At 45.2% G+C, this 13,619-nt stretch carries 15 protein-coding genes and 1 pseudogene; 7 read left to right on the top strand and 9 right to left on the bottom strand.

The genetic code is table 11. The features are described 5' to 3' along the window. Positions 1 to 43: 43 nt before the first annotated feature. From C9I99_RS24560 to C9I99_RS24585, 6 genes are all read left to right on the top strand, one after another. Positions 44 to 676 carry a NeuD/PglB/VioB family sugar acetyltransferase gene (locus tag C9I99_RS24560; RefSeq protein ID WP_208113405.1) on the top strand — a complete coding sequence of 211 codons (633 nt, stop codon included), beginning with the start codon at positions 44 to 46 and terminating at the stop codon, positions 674 to 676. Beyond that, positions 673 to 1,713, top strand: coding sequence for an N-acetylneuraminate synthase (gene neuB, locus C9I99_RS24565; RefSeq protein ID WP_107351463.1), 1,041 nt, complete (start codon positions 673 to 675; stop codon positions 1,711 to 1,713). Before C9I99_RS24560 ends, neuB begins: the two co-directional genes overlap by 4 nt. Before the next feature lie 5 nt (positions 1,714 to 1,718). Then, a complete protein-coding gene (locus C9I99_RS24570) occupies positions 1,719 to 2,972 on the top strand; it encodes a cytidylyltransferase domain-containing protein (protein WP_107351464.1) in 1,254 nt (417 codons plus the stop codon). Continuing rightward, positions 2,969 to 4,129, top strand: coding sequence for a UDP-N-acetylglucosamine 2-epimerase (gene neuC, locus C9I99_RS24575; RefSeq protein ID WP_107351465.1), 1,161 nt, complete (start codon positions 2,969 to 2,971; stop codon positions 4,127 to 4,129). The genes C9I99_RS24570 and neuC overlap by 4 nt, the downstream gene beginning before the upstream one ends. A 24-nt stretch (positions 4,130 to 4,153) precedes the next feature. Beyond that, positions 4,154 to 5,275: a polysaccharide pyruvyl transferase family protein gene (locus C9I99_RS24580; protein ID WP_107351466.1), complete on the top strand. Its 1,122-nt coding sequence runs from the start codon at positions 4,154 to 4,156 to the stop codon at positions 5,273 to 5,275. A gap of 291 nt (positions 5,276 to 5,566) precedes the next feature. Then, positions 5,567 to 5,749, top strand: a complete 183-nt coding sequence (locus C9I99_RS24585; RefSeq protein ID WP_107351467.1) for a hypothetical protein — start codon at positions 5,567 to 5,569, stop codon at positions 5,747 to 5,749. 20 nt (positions 5,750 to 5,769) lie between these two features. Here C9I99_RS24585 and flgJ read toward each other — a convergent pair whose 3' ends face one another. The 9 genes from flgJ to flgB form a co-directional block, all read right to left on the bottom strand. Beyond that, positions 5,770 to 6,858, bottom strand: coding sequence for a flagellar assembly peptidoglycan hydrolase FlgJ (flgJ, locus tag C9I99_RS24590; RefSeq protein ID WP_107351468.1), 1,089 nt, complete (start codon positions 6,856 to 6,858; stop codon positions 5,770 to 5,772). Positions 6,859 to 6,870: 12 nt separating this feature from the next. Then, positions 6,871 to 7,989, bottom strand: coding sequence for a flagellar basal body P-ring protein FlgI (locus C9I99_RS24595; protein ID WP_107351469.1), 1,119 nt, complete (start codon positions 7,987 to 7,989; stop codon positions 6,871 to 6,873). Between the two features lie 3 nt (positions 7,990 to 7,992). After that, positions 7,993 to 8,772: a flagellar basal body L-ring protein FlgH gene (locus C9I99_RS24600; RefSeq protein ID WP_107351470.1), complete on the bottom strand. Its 780-nt coding sequence runs from the start codon at positions 8,770 to 8,772 to the stop codon at positions 7,993 to 7,995. 13 nt (positions 8,773 to 8,785) lie between these two features. Further along, complete coding sequence (gene flgG, locus C9I99_RS24605) at positions 8,786 to 9,574, bottom strand: flagellar basal-body rod protein FlgG (protein ID WP_107351471.1); 789 nt, start codon at positions 9,572 to 9,574, stop codon at positions 8,786 to 8,788. 17 nt (positions 9,575 to 9,591) lie between these two features. Further along, entirely contained in the window at positions 9,592 to 10,344 is a 753-nt protein-coding gene (flgF, locus tag C9I99_RS24610; protein WP_107351472.1) for a flagellar basal-body rod protein FlgF, read from the bottom strand. A 259-nt stretch (positions 10,345 to 10,603) separates the two neighbouring features. Beyond that, a complete protein-coding gene (gene flgE / locus C9I99_RS24615) occupies positions 10,604 to 11,896 on the bottom strand; it encodes a flagellar hook protein FlgE (RefSeq protein WP_107351473.1) in 1,293 nt (430 codons plus the stop codon). 6 nt (positions 11,897 to 11,902) lie between these two features. Continuing rightward, entirely contained in the window at positions 11,903 to 12,628 is a 726-nt protein-coding gene (locus C9I99_RS24620; RefSeq protein ID WP_107351474.1) for a flagellar hook assembly protein FlgD, read from the bottom strand. Between the two features lie 17 nt (positions 12,629 to 12,645). Then, positions 12,646 to 13,062: a flagellar basal body rod protein FlgC gene (gene flgC, locus C9I99_RS24625; RefSeq protein ID WP_107351475.1), complete on the bottom strand. Its 417-nt coding sequence runs from the start codon at positions 13,060 to 13,062 to the stop codon at positions 12,646 to 12,648. A gap of 3 nt (positions 13,063 to 13,065) precedes the next feature. Further along, positions 13,066 to 13,461 (bottom strand): flagellar basal body rod protein FlgB, encoded by a 396-nt coding sequence (gene flgB / locus C9I99_RS24630; RefSeq protein ID WP_107351476.1) that lies wholly within the window; start codon positions 13,459 to 13,461, stop codon positions 13,066 to 13,068. Between the two features lie 78 nt (positions 13,462 to 13,539). On the opposite strand from flgB, the pseudogene C9I99_RS27735 reads away from it, so the two are divergent. Further along, positions 13,540 to 13,619, top strand: a pseudogene (locus tag C9I99_RS27735) (hypothetical protein); the annotation flags it as partial.

The following is a 13,619-nucleotide window of genomic DNA, read 5'->3' on the forward strand; positions in this document are numbered from 1 at the left end:
ACTACTGTTGCTGTCGCCAGGTAATAACATGAAGTGCAACACGATGAATCAAATTAAACAGCTAATAATTATTGGCGCTGGCGGGTTTACTAAATCAATCGTCGATAGCCTCGATCACCAAAGCTATAACCTTGTCGGTTTCATCGACTCCTTCAAAAAAGGACAGCATATTGGTTTTGATATTATCGCCAACAATATCGATGATATCGCCTTCCCAGATGATTATGTCTATTTTATCGGCGTTGGCGATCCTAATACTCGCCATCAGTTCTATACACAATTAAACGAAAGGGGGCTTGAGCAAATCAATATTATCGATCCATCAGCCATGCTAGCCAAAGACGTAAAATTGGGTAACGGTATTTATATAGGAAAAATGTGCATTATCAACAGTGGGACGACACTTGCCGATGGGGTCGTTGTTAATACCCGCTCCCTTATCGAGCATGGCAATGATATTCAATGCTGCTCAAATATTACGACAAATGTCGTACTGAATGGTGATGTGACTGTCGGCAAACGTACCTTCGTCGGAAGTTGTACTGTCGTCAACGGCCAAATAACTATCGGTGCTAACACTATTATCGGTTCTGGCTCTGTTGTTATTCGAAATATCGGCGATAACATAGTGGTAGCTGGCTCACCAACACGACTAATAAGAGAAATAACAGAATGACCCCTGTATACATTGTTGCCGAAATTGGCTGTAACCATAATGGTGACTTTCTACTCGCTAAACGAATGGTCGACGAAGCGCATAAAGCCGGAGTCAATGCTGTGAAGTTCCAAACTTTCAAGGCTGATTTACTCATCTCGAGCATTGCACCGAAAGCGGAATATCAAATTAAACAGACTGGCAATGCCGAATCTCAACTGGAAATGACGCGAAAGCTTGAGCTTCCCTACGAAGAATTTATCAAGCTCGAAGAGTATGCCAAATCACTTGGTCTAGATGTGTTCTCGACACCGTTTGATTTGGATTCCATTGATTTTCTTGCTTCAAGGCAGCAGAAAACCTGGAAAATTCCTTCTGGGGAATTGCTCAACCTACCTTATTTAGAAAAAATCGCTCGTCTCCCGATTGTTGGGAAAAAAATCATTCTGTCTACCGGGATGGCGACTATTGAAGAAATTACTTTGGCGCTTGAGGTTTTAAACCTAAACGGTATGTCTCAAACAGACATCACCATATTGCACTGTAACACTGAATACCCAACACCATTTGAAGACGTGAACTTAAATTGTATTGCAGGGCTCAAGCAAACTTTCAGCGAGTACAAAATTGGCTTCTCTGATCACTCTCCCGGTTACTTTGCTGGTATTGCCTCAGTCCCTTTTGGTATTTCATTAATTGAAAAGCACTTTACATTAGATAAAAACTTCGATGGTCCGGATCACAAAGCCTCCGTTACCCCTGATGAGCTTAGTCTGTTATGCAAAGGGATCCGTGCCGTCGAAAAGTCCCTGGGCTCCCACATAAAACAAGTCACAAATTCTGAACGCAAGAACAAGGTTGTGGCAAGAAAGTCTATCGTTGCCAAATCAAACATCCAAAAAGGCGAGCTTTTCACGTTAGAAAATATTACAACCAAGCGGCCGGGCAATGGAATCAGTCCAATGGCTTGGTATGACATCTTGGGTCGACATGCAGAACGAGACTTTTCAGAAGATCAGTTAATTGAACATACGGGCTTTACCGCACAAGAAATTTGAATATTATGCCTAATAAAATTGCCATTATTCCAGCACGCTCTGGTTCTAAAGGGTTGCCAAATAAAAATATTCTCATGCTTTTGGATAAGCCTGTACTGGCTTACACCATCGAGGCTGCGATTCAATCCGAAGAATTTGAGCGCATTATTGTATCTACTGATTCACTTGAATATAAAGCTATTGCTGAGCAGTTTGGCGCTGAAGTTATTCTACGAAATAAGGCCCTAGCTTCAGATACTGCTAGCTCTTTTATGGTTATCGAAGACGTATTAGAAAAAGTCCCTGGCTATGACTACTTTGCCCTTCTTCAACCAACATCACCATTTAGAACTTCAGATCACATCAAAGAAGCTGTCACCCAGTTCGAAAAACACCCTGAAGCAAATTTTCTTGTATCCGTAGCAAAAACGGAAAAATGCTCGGCTCTAATCAAACCGATTGATGACGATCTGAGTCTAAAATATTTTAATGAGGATTTCAGTCAATATCGCCGCCAAACTAAACGCGAATACTCACCTAATGGGGCAATCTTCATTGCTAACTGTAATCAGTATATTGATAAAAAACACTTTTTCGGCAAAGACAGCGTCGCGTACATCATGTCGAAAGAAGACTCTGTTGATATCGATGACAAGTTAGACTTTGAGCTGGCAATTACAATCCAAAATAAGAAAAACAAAGAGGTACAATTATTGGATGCCATTAACTATCGCATAGATGAAAAGTTCTCGCACCCAATTGGCAAACTTCCCGTAACCTTGCTAGGCCATTCCATTTTTGACTATTGGGATATCAAAACTCTCAACGGGCTACCAGTAAATAACCTCGGTATTGCAGGTATCAGTACCAAACAGTATTTAGATATCATTTTAGAGGCGGGCCTCCTAACAACACTAGGAGAGCATGTCATCCTCTTTGCAGGAACTAATGACATCGTTATAGAAGGGTGGAAACAGCAAGATACTCTGAAATGGGTAACCCTGACAATAGAAAAAATAAAAAAAATCCACTCACATACAAAAATATATATTATTTCAGTTCCACCAGTTAGAGGCCGTATAGACCGAAACAACCATGTCATCCAGCAACTTAATTCATATTTGAAAGATAACATACAAGATGCTAAGTGGATTTCGCTTAGTAATAAGTTTTATGACCCATTTGGAAATTTACCAGCTGAATATACCGTTGATGGTTTGCATTTTTCACCTGCTGCTTATCAACAATTAGAAACTGAATTGACGGAACACCTTCAATGAAAAAATTATTGTATGTCACGGGGTCTCGTGCTGAATATGGGATCATGAAGCGCCTGCTGACAGTCCTTAACCAAGATAAGGACATTGATTTATCCATCGTTGCAACTGGCATGCACTGTGAAGAAAAATTCGGATCGACATACAAGCAAATTGAAAGCGATGGTTTCCCTCTTCACAAGTGCTTCAATATAAATATAAATACAAAAAGCAATGCTGCTATTTTGTCATCAATGTCTCTATGCCAGACACATTTTGGCCACTACTTTCATGAACACCATTATGATGCCGTGATGCTACTTGGCGACAGATACGAAATTTTACCTGTTGCCATTGCCGCTGCTATGTATAACATTCCAATTATTCACTTACATGGTGGTGAAAAAACACTAGGTAACTATGATGAATTTATTCGGCATGCTATAACAAAAATGAGCAAACTCCACCTCGCCTCAACCGAGGTTTATCGTAACCGCATCATCCAACTTGGCGAAAACCCTGCAACGGTATTTAATATAGGAGCCCTTGGCGCTGAAAATAGCTTATCTTTACCACTGCCAACCAAATTTGAACTAAGCGAAAAATTTGGTTCATTTGATAAACCCTATTTCATGGTTGTTTTTCATCCAGAAACACTCAATGACTTCCCTGTTGGCCTGCAAATCAAAGAACTACTTACAGCCCTCAAGCGGTTAAAGGAAAACTACGATTTTGTGTTTATCGGCTCAAACTCCGATACCGGCTCAGATGAAATCACCAATCAAATCCATATCTTCTGCGAAAAATATCAATTAAGGTACATGACATCCGTTGCCCCTGAGGAGTACTTATCGTTAATCAAGTACTCACAAGGGCTTGTAGGTAACTCGTCTTCTGGCCTCATTGAGGTTCCTTCATTATTTGTACCTACTGTTAATATCGGAGACCGCCAAAAAGGACGAGTTCGAGGTAATACAGTTATTGACTGCCACTGTAATAACGAGGAGATTTACAAGTCACTAATTATATCCCAGTCAGACGCTTTCCAAGCTTTAATCAAGACATATATCAACCCATATCACCAAAAAGATTCACTCAAGAACGCCTATTTAACAATCAAGAAATTCATATTAAGCGAACAAATTAAATATAAAGATTTTTATGATTTACAACCATCATGAATAACTTAATCCATAGGCTAAACAATGAAAATATTACATATTGCAGCATTTGAAGGAAACATCGGTGATAATGCGAGTCACTTGGGTTTTCTATCTATACTGAAAGACTTAAACATCAATACAACAATAAAAAAAATCGAGATAAGAAAATCATATAACAACTATAATCAAGAAGACAAATTTGTTTTTGATACTCGATTTGCAAATGAATGTAACCAATATGACTGTGTGGTATTTGGGGGTGGTGGATTCCTTGATTATTGGGTGGAAAATAGTGTAAATGGTACAACAATTAATATTAGCGAAGATATCCTCAAGCAAATAAAAGTGCCTATTTTAATTACGAGTATTGGTTGCCATCCCCACCGAGTCGTTCCTGAAGGAAATAAAGAAAAATTCAAAGCCTTCTTAGATTACGCTAAGACAGCCCCCAATATTCAGATTGCAATCAGAAATGATGGCTCAGCAGACGTTTTGTGTGAAAACTTTGGAAAGAGTTATCTTACCCATATCACTCAAATACTTGATCATGGTTTTTTTTATAAACCACAGCATAGAAGTAACCTGCCAATCTCTGGCGAATATGTCGCTCTGAATATTACGGCGGACCAAATAGAGATGTACAACAATGATAGAAAGATCTATGACAAATCGGCTTATATCGATGAGTTAAGTCAACTTGTCATTGAAATTATAGACTCAAAAAAATATAAAGTCGTTCTAGTCCCTCATATACATAGTGATGTGGAAGCTATCGCTGAACTACTCAATATTATTCCTGATAGATACAAGCGAAGTAAGATCATCGTTGCACCCTACATTCAAGGAGATTTAGCAACGGACTATTTATTCTCAATATATCACGATAGTAAGTATGTGATTGGTTCTCGCTATCACGCTAACGTGTGTTCAATGAATGCAAATTGCCCAACAATAGGCCTTTCACCTCTGAAAAGAATTGAGTTTATCCATAATCAATTATCAACTTCTGAAACCTATGTTCCAATAGAAACCGGCTTCAAAGATAAAGTACTTTCTCTCATGAATGATGCCACATCGATTAACTCTCAAACTTTAGAAGATCTTAAAAAGCAGACTATTGATTTTTACCGTGAATATTTTTCATATATAAAAAACAATAAGTAACTATAAACCAGTATCATAAAAGAGAGCGCTTGTGACCTACCAGATAGCACCTTATGTTACAAGCGTTATTACTCATTAAACAATAATGATTACGATACATATCGATTTACGTCCTATATCGTCAATTGCTTGACAACCACCTATATGCACTAACACAAAAAATCAACATCCCCACCCACAACTGATAACCATATCTAACATTTATAATTTATTTCGATTTACACTAGATAAACAGTATAACTTGTATATATAATTGATATATCTAATCGATAAAAATCATTGGTGGTAATTATGAACATTGGTATTGCAACATTGCTGGGTTATGCCATCAAAGAGATCATTGCACCTGTGGTGCTGGATAATATTCGGGAAGGAAATCAGGAAAAAGTCCAAGCTAATGAAATTCAATCAGCATTGTCTGAAAGCGAAGACACACTGAACATTATTTCATCAATTATTGACGTGTTTGTATAGTTTACTTTCGACCTCTTCTTTTACTGCTCTTTACTCATTAAATCGTTCACCTGATCAAATACCCGCATTACTTTCTCGCTGTATCTTGGATCGGTTGCATAACCGGCTTTATGGATCTCATTAATAAACGCTTTCGGATCTTGCGTATTTTCCAGCGCGACCGAATACCTCGGGTTCTGTTTTAAAAACTGTGCGTAATCATTGAAGCTCGCATCGAAAGAATCATAAGAACGAAATGCGGCACGCTCCTGAACCGCAATGCCTTGATGGTACTCCAAGGTTTGCGTTGCCATCTTTTCTCCTTTCCAGCTCGGATCAGCCTTGATATTAAACAGGTTATTACTGTTACCGCCAGCATTGCTGATCACTTTCTTACCCCACCCTGTTTCAAGGGCGGCTTGGGCGATCAATACGGCAGGATCTACCCCTAATGCGCTCGCAGTTCGACGGGCATAAGGCGCCATATGTGAAACAAAGGCTTGCGGGGAATCAAAGCTCTCAGGCCGTGGGGATGACGGTACGTGCACTGAAGGTGCAGAAACGCCATTATTGGCAGCATGACGCTGCGCGATGGCTTTATTGGCAATCTGGGTGATTTGCTCTTCACTCATCGCCGGCTTTGCCGCTTCATGCTGATGCGCTACCGGTGAAAAATGTGGCTTACTAAGCTCAGTGTAATTATCCGGATTAAACTCTTGCCGCTCAAACGGCAGATACTTGCCACCGTTGTCTAACTCAACAAATCGTTGCTCTTTTGCTAGCGTACCATCACTCAGTTGAGGAGAGCTATCATCTTGGTGGGCACCGAGTTGCTGAACAATCATATCAGCCAGCCCAAGCGAATTGCTGCGGCTCAGCTCACTGGCCATCTGCTCATCATGCATTTGCTCGAAGAATTTTGCGTTACGGCTACTCATCAAGTCCGACTCAAAGGCAGAGTTTGCCTCTCGCATCGATTTGAACATCATCTGGGTAAAGATAGCTTCGAACTGTTCGGCGGCAGCCTGCAGGCTCGCTTTCTCGCCTTCTTTACCGGTTTTCACCCCAGCACGTAAGCGATCAAGGCTTGAGATATCAAGAACAAAACTGGTGTCAGTCGGACTTTTCATCTTGCTCTCCCGTTAGATAATGATCAGCTGGCCTTCAATGGCACCAGCTTGTTTGAGTGCTTGCAAAATGGCCATCAGATCTGACGGCGCAGCCCCTACCTGATTCACAGCACGGACTAAATCATCAAGACTCACTCCCGGCTCAAACAAGAACATCCGCGAATCTTCTTCGGTAACGGTAATTTCGCTATCGGGCACGACCACAGTTTGGCCACCGGCAAAGGCATTCGGCTGGCTGGCCGACAAGTTTTCTTTGATGGATACCGTCATACCACCATGGGTAATCGCGGCAGGTTTCAACCGAACATGCTGGCCGATAACAATGGTGCCGGTGCGGGAGTTTACGATGATTTGCGCCCCGGAGTCAGCGGTTTCAAATTCAACATTTTCAATGGTTGATAGAAAAGCAACACGCTGACTGACATCACGCGGGGCACGAACACGCACCGACGCGGCATCCATCGCCGAAGCCACATCAGGGCCAAGGAAATTGTTGATGGCATCCACCATGTTCTGCGCAGTGGAGAAATCCGGCTCGAAGAGGTTAAATGTTAGAAAGTCACCACGGCCAAACGGATTTGGCACCTCTTGTTCGACAATCGCGCCAGAAGGGATCGTCCCCACGGTTGGGGTATTGCTGACAATTCGCGAGCCATCGGCACCATCGGCGGTAAAACCACCGACCACCAGACTGCCTTGAGCAACCGCATAAATATTGCCATCCAAACCTTTGAGGAAGGTCTGCAGTAGTGTGCCGCCGCGCAGGCTCTTGGCCGAGCCGACTGACGATACGGTGATATCAATTTGCTGCCCCTGCTTGGAAAAAGGAGGCAGCGTTGCATGAACCGCAACCGCGGCGACATTTCGGGTACGGAATCGCTCGCCTTCAGGAATATTGATCCCAAAGTTATTCAACATGGCACGAAAGCTTTGTTCGGTATAATACGCCGAGGATGACTCACCGGTTCCTGGCAGGCCAACCACCAAACCGTAGCCGACCAATTGGTTATCCCTGACACCGGCAACGCTGGCAACATCTTTAATACGGGCGGCATGGGCTTGCGGTGATACTGCCGGTAAAACAGAGACCAGCAATAGGCTAAATAACAGGGTCGGGATTAACGTTTTCATATCTTACATCGCCGCATTGAAGAATCGAGCAAACCAGCTTGGGTCTTGGGTATCCTGACGATCGCCAGTCGCCGAGTATTGAATTCGCGCATTGGAGATACGTGTGGATGGGATAGAGTTTTCTGAATCGATATCATCGGGGCGAATGGTTCCACTCACTCGGATATATTCATCACCGCTGTTCAGCGTCAACCACTTTTCCCCTCGTACCAACAAGTTACCATTGGGTAACACCTCAATCACCTCGACCGAAATAGAGCCGGAAAAACTGTTGCTTTGATCCGAGGAAAGGCTACCAGAGAATGAGTTGTCGTTGGTCAGGGCATAAGACAGATCATAGCTACCAATATTCAATGGGCGACCGCCCATCATGATCGGCTCCATACTCATATCCGTCGATTTGCCTAAATCAGAGCTGGCACTCTTTCTTGCCTGAGTCTTCTCCTCAAGCAGAACAGTGACAATATCACCAAGCCCTGTTGGGCGTGAATCGTTATAGAGCCCCATGGCGTTGGTGGTATTAAATAGTGAGCCGGTAGAAGTGGCGTAGTGCTCCGGTTTTTCCGGCGGACGAACAGAAGACCAACTAGGATCACCCTGTACCGCGTCTTCCCGCTGCCTGACCAAACCAATAATACCATCGCTTTGCTCAGTCGTGCCTTCAACCGCATCAACATCACTGACGGCGCTGTCGAGATCAGAGCCGGTATCAAAATTCTGCGCACAGCCCGATAAAACCGCCACCAGCACTGCCACCCAAAATACTGGCCAATACTTACCCATACCCTACTCCCTGTTATAGCTGCTGGTTGACGTAGCTCAGCATCTGATCCACCGTTGAAATCACCTTGGAGTTCATCTCGTAAACCCGCTGTGCCTCAATCATGTTGACCAACTCTTCGGTAACATTCACATTGGATGTTTCCAGCATTGACTGGCGGACGCTACCAAAACCATCAAGGCCCGGGATCCCCTCTTGTGGATCACCACTTGCACCTGTCGGCAGATAAAGGTTCTGGCCAATGGGTTCCATGCCGCCTGGATTAATGAAGTTGGTCAGGTTGATCTGACCCAGCACCTGATTTTCTTGCTGATCACGAATACGGGCAGAAACTTCACCGTCGGTACCGACCGTAATCGCAACCGCGTTGTCCGGCACTACAATTTCAGGCTCCAGCACATAACCTGCGCCAGACGTCACAATCTGGCCTTCGTTGCTCACGGTGAATTGGCCGTTACGGGTATAGCCTATGTTGCCGTCTGGCAGCATCACCTGGAAGAATCCATCGCCCTCGACCATCATATCGAGCGCATTGTCAGTGGTTTGGGTATTACCTTGGGTAAAGACTTTCTGGGTCGCGACCACTTTTGAACCGGCACCCAGCATCAAGCCGGATGGCAAGGTGGTATCTTGCGTTGCCTGACCGCCAGGCTGGTTAATATTCTGGTAGAAAAGGTCTTCAAAAACCGGCCGGCTTTTCTTAAAGCCTATCGTCGAGGCGTTAGCTAGGTTATTTGAAACCGTTGAAATATTGGTTTGCTGGGCATCAAGACCAGTCTTACTAACCCATAGAGCTGGATGCATACGTTAACTCCTCGCTATTATCCGATGCGCATTAAAGATGAAGACGATTTATCCATGTCTTCTGCGGTTTTCATCAATTTGACTTGCATTTCAAAGTGGCGCTGAAGATCAATCATACTGACCATCTCACCTACAGCATTCACGTTGCTGCCTTCCAATGCACCACTGAGCAAGCTCACACCGGCATCGGCTTCCAAGCCCTGGGGGTTAGGAGTCGTTGGTTTGAACAAACCATCGACATCCTTAAACAAGTCACTGTTGTTGGGGCTGACCAGTTTGATCCGGTTGACTGCCACCATGGCTTCCGGTGGTGCCCCCTGCGGCAAGATACTGACGGTGCCGTCTTTTTGAATTTCAATTTTGTTGATAGGGAGCGGCACAAAGATCGGTGCATCGGCATCGCCCAAAATAAGCTGGCCGTTGCTGTTTTGCAGCATACCCATCTCATCAATCTTCAAATGCCCAGCGCGGGTATAAGCTTCTTGACCCGACGCATCTTGCACAGCCAACCAACCGTTACCTTCAATGGCGACATCCATGGCACGGCCGGTCATTTTTACCGAGCCCTGCTCGAAGTTATTGCCCGGACGTTCGGTCATGGCAAATACGCGGCTTGGCAAACCTTCGCCATACGCTTGCATACTTCTCGCCTGCTGCAAATCAGCACGAAAACCGGTGGTGTTCACGTTCGCCAAATTGTTGGCCGCAACCTGCATGCCGTACATGTCTTGCTTGGCGCCACTCATGGCTAGAAATAATGCGCGATCCATCTGTCAGTCCCCTCTATCGATAGGCATTTTTAATGCAAAAAGCATACCATCAATAAAAATTTAGTTAGGTCGTTGATTCTAAAAGATGTGCAGCTAAAAAGGGAGTGTAACGGAGATAAAGGGGACAAACGTTGCCGCTTAACTGGCGGTTATGCTCAGTAAACAATCAATCGCTTTTAATATGGGAGTGATAGCGTCAATAAACCGACGAAAGCCCATAACACTTGGTATTATGGGCTTTGTGCTTAAGGAGAGAACGTTAGCGAATCTGCAAGATGTTCTGCTGTAGCTGGTTGTTCACATCCAAGGCACGGGAGCTGGCCTGGAAATTACGCTGGGCAGTGATCAAATCCACCAGCTCCTGAGTCATATCGATATTGGATTGCTCCAAGGTACCGTTCTTGATCGAGCCGAATGACCCTTGCGAGGCATCTCCCCAAACGGCTGAGCCCGAATCTTGAGTGACGTTCCACAATGTACCACCAAGCTGGGCTAGCCCCTGCTCGTTGGCAACACGGGCCATCGCCACCCGGCCAATCACTTTATCTTTACCGTTTGAATAAGAAGCTAAGATGTTACCGTCTGAGTCGATATCAACATTCGATAAGTAACCCGTGGTGGCTCCATCCTCATCTTCCAGCTTACGAATTTCAAATGGTGAGGCGTACTGGGTTGGTTCATCATAATTGAACGTCAGGCTCTGGCTGCCGTCGGCACCGCCTAATTGAATACCGGCAGTTTGGAAATCAACGGTTTGGAAGTTTGGCGGATTAGTTACCAGCTGACCTCCCGCATCAAACTGTAGATTATGACCTAGGTGGCCAGCACCGTTATCCACACCGTTCACAGCATCGAGGGCTTTTTCACCGCCGCTGTCACTGACCGTATAATACACCTGCCATGTATTATCAATCGGCGCTTTTACGTAATATGCTGACATTTTCAACGGATTACCCAAGGAGTCATAGATAGTCGAAGAGGTTGATTTGTTATAAGAATCCGGGTCATTGAAATCGAACGGCGTTACCTTTGGCGGAGTTTCCCCACTTGGTAAGTTCATCGCAATGCTCATGTTCTTCGACATGTTCGGCTGGCCAAACGTGTCATCAATGGTCATCGGTTTCGGCTCATAGGAAGTAACCGTATTGGTATCCTGGTTTACTTCGTAGCCAAGCAGGTAATTGTTGTCGGAGTTGACAATCTCGTTGTTGTTATTTAGATGAAAAGCACCGTTACGTGTCAGGTTGTTGTTCGCCGGCTCTGCCTTATTAGGCGCAACGGCGAAAAAACCGGTACCTGATACCCGTAAATCCAATGGGTTATTGGTGTAAATACTGGAGCCTTCATGGAACTGCTGGGCAACCGTTGCCGTTTGTACACCGCCACCGGTTGTGGTTTTCGAGTTAGAGAAAATCGAATTCGAGTACACGTCGGAAAACTCGGCCCGCGACTCCTTGAAACCGTAGGTATTGGAGTTGGCGATGTTGTTACTGGTAGTATTGAGATCTTTCTGAGCTGCACCCAGGCCACTCAAGGCAATATTCATGCTCATAGTTGATTATCCTTTCGCTTGTGCTTTTCCGACCTGAAGTACATCAGCCAAATTAAATTGTTTATCGAGACCGGCGAGGTTCAATAGAACCTGACCATCCCCCTGCCCCATCACCACACTGTTAACGTTGGCATGGGTGAATACGTCGTAGTTCTGTGTTTCGCCACCGACCAGACCCGATACCCGGATAGTATATTGTCCTTCCGGCATCACTTTGCCTTGCTCGTTCTTGCCATCCCACTCGATATCGTGGTCACCGGCTGCTTTGGCACCAAGATTAATGGTTTTCACCAGCTCACCCTGTGGGGTTTCAACACGCATCATGGCTTGGTCAAGCGAGTTGCTCAGGCGTACACGGCCGCTTAACCCGCCTTCTTCTGCTTTCATCCCGGTCGCACTCGGCACCAGTACATCCTGACCAACCAAGGTCGATGCCTGCAGCGCCTGGTTAGACGTCATGGCGGTATTTAGCAGACCGAACTGCTCGTTCATCTGGCCGATGCCGTCAACGGTGGCAAACGATGCCATCTGGGCAATCATTTTATCATTGCCGACCGGCTCAAACGGGTCCTGCTGCGATAGCTGCTTGGTAAGCAAAGACAGGAAGTCTTCTTGTTTCAACTGGTTCTGGCCGGTTACTTTTTGATCTTCCTGAACCTTCTTTTCCTGCATCGACTTTAGCTGGTCGAGGTAGGAAAGGTTGTTGGAACCCGCACCATTAATACTGCTCATTGTCATCACTCCCTAGCCTACTTACCCATCTGCAGTGTTTTCATCAGCATCTGTTTGCTGGCATCAGCCACTTGTACATTGTTCTGGTAGGAACGCGATGCCGAAATCATGTTGGCCATTTCTTCCATCACATTGACATTCGGCTTATAGATATAGCCCTCGGCGTTAGCCAACGGGTGATCCGGGTTGTACTCGGCACTCAGCGGTTTCTCGCTCTCAACAATCCCTTTGACCTGAACCGGCACACTGTCGCTACGCTTGTAGCTGGCACTTTGGAGCTCAGCGGCAAATACCGGATGCCTAGCCTTATACGTTTCTTCTGCCGAACTGCTAACGCTGTTGGCATTGGCAAGGTTACTGGAAGTGGTATTAAGGCGTACCGATTCAGCACTCATGGCCGATCCCGATACATTGAAAATATTAAACAAGCTCATTCATTAATCCCCTCTCAGTGCCTTGCTCAGGTTTTTGAATTTTGATCCAAGGAAATCCAGTGATGCTTGATACTCAATCGAGTTCTGCATAAACAGATTCTGCTCCAACTGGGAATCAACGGTATTGCCGTCACCAGTATCCGGCTGGGTGGGTACTCGGTACTTTTGCTCACCCATAACCTGACTGGAGGCAGAAATGTGCCGACCATCTGTGCGGCTGAGGCCAACTTTTGCCTCCGAGGTTGCCGCATTGAGAGCCCGCTGAAAGTCGATATCTTTCGCCTTGTACCCCGGCGTATTGGCATTGGCAAGGTTACTCGCCAGCGTTTCTGCACGCTTGGCGCGTACGCCAACGGTATGCTGGTGAACACCTAATGCTTTATCAAAAGAAATGGACATGTCTGCCTCCGAAATTCGTTATCGAATAGAAAGCAAAGGGTGTGCCAAAAATGTGAGGGGGAAGAAAATTAGGTACTTGGGCGATGGGCGATGGGCGATGGGCGATGGGCGATGGGCGATGGGCGATGGGCGATGGGCGATGGGCGATGGGCGATGGG

Origin of the sequence: Photobacterium lutimaris (assembly GCF_003025555.1) — a bacterium.
GTDB lineage: Bacteria > Pseudomonadota > Gammaproteobacteria > Enterobacterales > Vibrionaceae > Photobacterium > Photobacterium lutimaris.

What these genes read in the sequence shown, in the direction of transcription:
- C9I99_RS24560 (WP_208113405.1), top strand. Translation starts at nt 44, where the DNA reads ATGAATCAAATTAAACAGCTAATAATTATTGGCGCTGGCGGGTTTACT.
- neuB (WP_107351463.1), top strand. Translation starts at nt 673, where the DNA reads ATGACCCCTGTATACATTGTTGCCGAAATTGGCTGTAACCATAATGGT.
- C9I99_RS24570 (WP_107351464.1), top strand. Translation starts at nt 1,719, where the DNA reads ATGCCTAATAAAATTGCCATTATTCCAGCACGCTCTGGTTCTAAAGGG.
- neuC (WP_107351465.1), top strand. Translation starts at nt 2,969, where the DNA reads ATGAAAAAATTATTGTATGTCACGGGGTCTCGTGCTGAATATGGGATC.
- C9I99_RS24580 (WP_107351466.1), top strand. Translation starts at nt 4,154, where the DNA reads ATGAAAATATTACATATTGCAGCATTTGAAGGAAACATCGGTGATAAT.
- C9I99_RS24585 (WP_107351467.1), top strand. Translation starts at nt 5,567, where the DNA reads ATGAACATTGGTATTGCAACATTGCTGGGTTATGCCATCAAAGAGATC.
- flgJ (WP_107351468.1), bottom strand. Translation starts at nt 6,858, where the DNA reads ATGAAAAGTCCGACTGACACCAGTTTTGTTCTTGATATCTCAAGCCTT.
- C9I99_RS24595 (WP_107351469.1), bottom strand. Translation starts at nt 7,989, where the DNA reads ATGAAAACGTTAATCCCGACCCTGTTATTTAGCCTATTGCTGGTCTCT.
- C9I99_RS24600 (WP_107351470.1), bottom strand. Translation starts at nt 8,772, where the DNA reads ATGGGTAAGTATTGGCCAGTATTTTGGGTGGCAGTGCTGGTGGCGGTT.
- flgG (WP_107351471.1), bottom strand. Translation starts at nt 9,574, where the DNA reads ATGCATCCAGCTCTATGGGTTAGTAAGACTGGTCTTGATGCCCAGCAA.
- flgF (WP_107351472.1), bottom strand. Translation starts at nt 10,344, where the DNA reads ATGGATCGCGCATTATTTCTAGCCATGAGTGGCGCCAAGCAAGACATG.
- flgE (WP_107351473.1), bottom strand. Translation starts at nt 11,896, where the DNA reads ATGAGCATGAATATTGCCTTGAGTGGCCTGGGTGCAGCTCAGAAAGAT.
- C9I99_RS24620 (WP_107351474.1), bottom strand. Translation starts at nt 12,628, where the DNA reads ATGAGCAGTATTAATGGTGCGGGTTCCAACAACCTTTCCTACCTCGAC.
- flgC (WP_107351475.1), bottom strand. Translation starts at nt 13,062, where the DNA reads ATGAGCTTGTTTAATATTTTCAATGTATCGGGATCGGCCATGAGTGCT.
- flgB (WP_107351476.1), bottom strand. Translation starts at nt 13,461, where the DNA reads ATGTCCATTTCTTTTGATAAAGCATTAGGTGTTCACCAGCATACCGTT.